A 2,555-nucleotide genomic window follows, 5' to 3' on the forward strand; every position below is an offset into this window, starting at 1 on the left:
ATGCTTCAAAACAGCAGGGATGTTTGATTCACGAATACGATTCGACTTCAAGGAAGCGCGACACTAGTGCTGGGACGACACACGAAACCGCAGACAGAATGAGCTAATGAAATTGAGCAAGTGACGAAGCGCCGCAGTCATAACGGGAGGAAAGCAATGACCACGTAACCCGAAACGGGCGAGTTCTTCCTGGTTGACAACATGCCGATCAAGGACGTGTCCGACGTCGTCGAACAGGTGCGGGCGTGGGACCTGGCCGGCGCGCGCAACGGCGACTGGACGGTCGGCGTGAGGCTTGGGCGCACGCGCGGCAACAAGTACGTCGTCGAGCACGTGCTGCGCTTTCGCGGCACGCCCGACGTGGTCGAGGACAAGATTCTCGAGACGGCGACGGCGGACGGGCGATCGGTCAAGGTGTCGCTGCCCAAGGACCCCGGACAGGCCGGCGTGCACCAGGCGCTGTCGCTTACGCGGTTGCTCGTCGGCTTCGATATCGCGGCGAGTCCCGAGACTGGCGACAAGGCGACCCGCGCGAGGCCGTTCGCGGCGCAGGTTAACGTCGGCAACGTCGCGCTCGCCGGCGGCGGCTGGGTCGCCGCGTACCGCGACGAGCTCAAGAGCTTCCCCAACGGGCGGTTCGACGACCAGGTCGATGCGTCGTCGCGGGCGTTCATGGAGATCTCCGGGTCCAGCGCCAAGCTTCCCGATGACGATCAATCCCGCCCTCCTGCGCCACGGCGGCCGCCGCGCCTGGGGACGCAACTCGCAGGGCGCTGAGCCATTGTCGTATTTGAGGGTGCGGGGTCGCGGAGGCTGATGATGGAAAATCGCGTCGGCCGGCCCCGATACTCGCCTGATGGCTGGCGTTGGCTGCGGAAGGCGATCGAGGCCGCAGGCCTGCCCAAGAAGGAGCGCCTGCCTCCGTATGAGGAATACCTCGCCGCTTTCGATCGTGAGAACCGCGAGCTCGAAGACCAGGGCGTCATGATCCAGCTGGTTCCGATTGATGTTCCGCGCATGCTGGAGTGGATCGACGAGCAGGGTCTCGAGGCTACCGCGGCGGCCCGCGAGCAGTATCTCCGAGCGAGGTATGGCGACAGCCCGATGCGGCGCCTCCGAAAGACGCGAAGGCGCTGCGAGCGCGACGGCGTCGACCCTCGCGAGCTTCGCAAGGCGGGGATGCTCACATGCTGGCGGAGCGGTGATTCCAGGTGGTGCGGGACGGCGACCCGCCCTTCAAGGCGGCGCTGGAGGCGGTCAGGAAGGCTGAAAGGGCGGCCAAGGCTAAGGAATGGGCGGATTTAGACGGCGAGAACTACAACCCCTACGGCCGTCGGCTATGGCGCGTCTCGGGGTCATAAGTATAGGCACAGTATCGTGAAAGGAGTAATAACAATGACGAAGCTTATCGACTTGGACGAGGTCCGTAAAACATGGACGAGCCGGTTCGGCGCGACCGCAGCGCGCGCCATGATGGCCGGCGCGGGGGTCGCCTATGACTCGCGCTATGGACGCGACCAAGAGCAAGGCGAGCTGACCAACCGGCGCAGCCCCGGAAGCCCAGACCTGATCCCCGGCAGCAAACAGAACTTCAACCTCAGGAAGGAGCGCGACGGCGATTGGGGTGAAGGCGCGGACCAGGACGACGGCCTCGACGCCATTAAGGTCTTTTTGAAAAGCCGCTTGTCACCCGAGGACTATCAGCGGCTCCAGCAGATGATTCAAGCGCTGGGTGAGGGCGGCGAGGAAAGCCCTGCGGATGACCCGCGCCAGGAGGCCCCCTCGCCCGAGGAAGGCGCACAGGACATGCCCCCTCCGTTCCGCGGCCGACCAACCCCGGGCGGATCAAAGCTCGGACAGGACGCTCGCGGCTCTTCGTATTTCGATCGCTTTCCTTCCAACGCCGCCGTGGGGACTTTCGACTACGGCTCCGGCGGGCGCTGAACAATGGATCCGACGACATTCGCGATGGCCGTTGGCGGGTCCTGTTCGTCGCCGGGCTGGCCGCATGGTTGAGGTAGCTCGTGGGGAGCAAGCGCACCGCCCGAACGAAGCAGCGAATCGTCGCCTTCGCGGGCCTGTGCAAGGCGGCTGGGCAGAAGTGGAACCGCGATCAGGCGCGCCCTCCGCGGGAGGCGCGTGATGGGCTCGAAGCATGGAGGAATCGAAGTGGGCCAAAAAGCAGCACAAATGACGTCCAGCTCAGAGCCTTTCTCGACCGCGCCGCGGTCAAAGGAAAGGGAAGTCCTGGGGGCCGCGATCGAGGCGCGTGACGCCGCCGCCCAGGCGCTGGCGGCCGCGCACATGGCCCACGCGGCGGTCGCCGACCGTCTCGCCAAGGAGAATCGCGCGCTCTCCGAGGCCCGGGCCTCAGGCGACGGCGACGAGGTTTCCCGCGACCTCGCCGACCTCGACCTGCTCGTCCACCGCGATTCGGCGCGCCGGCAAAAGGCTGACGCGGCGGAGGCCGCGGTCGGGGTCCTCGAACGGGCGCTCAAGGTTCGCGCCCGGGAGGTCGGCGAGGCCGAGGACGTCCTCGCCGGCGCCGAGCGCGC

General features: G+C 66.2%; 3 protein-coding genes. All 3 read left to right on the plus strand.

Annotated elements, in window-relative coordinates; translation table 11 throughout:
• Positions 1-201: 201 nt before the first annotated feature.
• Positions 202-777, plus strand: coding sequence for a phage terminase large subunit (gene terL, locus ACLP25_RS07050; protein WP_442468504.1), 576 nt, complete (start codon positions 202-204; stop codon positions 775-777).
• Between the two features lie 618 nt (positions 778-1,395).
• A complete protein-coding gene (locus ACLP25_RS07055) occupies positions 1,396-1,944 on the plus strand; it encodes a hypothetical protein (RefSeq protein ID WP_442468505.1) in 549 nt (182 codons plus the stop codon).
• A gap of 246 nt (positions 1,945-2,190) precedes the next feature.
• Positions 2,191-2,555, plus strand: a 365-nt coding sequence (locus ACLP25_RS07060; RefSeq protein ID WP_442468506.1) for a hypothetical protein, incomplete at its 3' end; no start/stop codon positions are given.

The sequence above is a fragment of the Roseiarcus sp. genome, from assembly GCF_052145395.1.
Lineage (GTDB): Bacteria > Pseudomonadota > Alphaproteobacteria > Rhizobiales > Beijerinckiaceae > Roseiarcus.